1 protein-coding gene is annotated in these 862 nt (G+C 46.5%); it reads right to left on the reverse strand.

The window, feature by feature from the left end:
* A partial coding sequence (gene dapF, locus A3729_RS21715; protein ID WP_068634268.1) for a diaminopimelate epimerase occupies nt 1–696 on the reverse strand: 696 nt, incomplete at its 3' end.
* Between the last annotated feature and the right edge of the window lie 166 nt (nt 697–862).

Raw genomic sequence — 862 nt, forward strand, 5'->3', positions numbered from 1 at the left:
GCTTATTCCAGCGGCAACAGCCGCACACGCACCGGTACCACAGGCCAAGGTTTCACCCACACCTCGCTCGTAAACGCGTAGTTGGATAAAGCGCTTATGTACTATTTCCATAAAACCAACATTCACACGCTCTGGAAAGCGTTCATGCGCTTCAATCAATGGTCCTAAATGCGCAACCTGCTGATCACTCAATTCAGGCACCTGCAAAACAGCATGAGGGTTGCCCATAGACACCGCAGAAATCTGCAAGGGTTCACCATCGACATCGATGCTGTAACTATCTGCTGGAGCATCCGCTGTAAATGGAATACTTTCTGGGTCGAATACTGGTTCGCCCATGTCTACAAGGACGCGACCATCATCATTGACCTTTAACTCAATATCGCCTTTTTTTGTTTCGACCCGAATACTATCTTTGTTGCTTAGCTTCTTCTCGCGCACGAAGACTGCGAAACACCTGGCACCGTTACCACACTGCTCAACTTCTGAACCATCGGCATTAAAAATTCGATAGCGAAAATCAACATCAGGCTTGCCAGGTGGTTCGACCAACAAAAGCTGGTCAAAGCCCACACCTAAATTACGATCAGCCATTCGGCGAATTTGTTCAGGACGAAGGTGAACATGATGGCTGATCATATCAACCACCATAAAGTCATTACCCAAACCATGCATTTTGGTAAAGTTCACCACCATATTGTTTTCTCCCGATACCTAAAATACTCTAAATGCCCACTAAGGCATCAAATTCTCAAGCGCTAGTTGATCATCAATTGTTTCACGCTTACGCGCTAATACGACTTGCTCACCATCTACAACCAGCTCTGCCACACGACCTCTGGAGTTGTAGTTCGAGCTCATT

Source organism: Oleiphilus sp. HI0043, assembly GCF_001634935.1.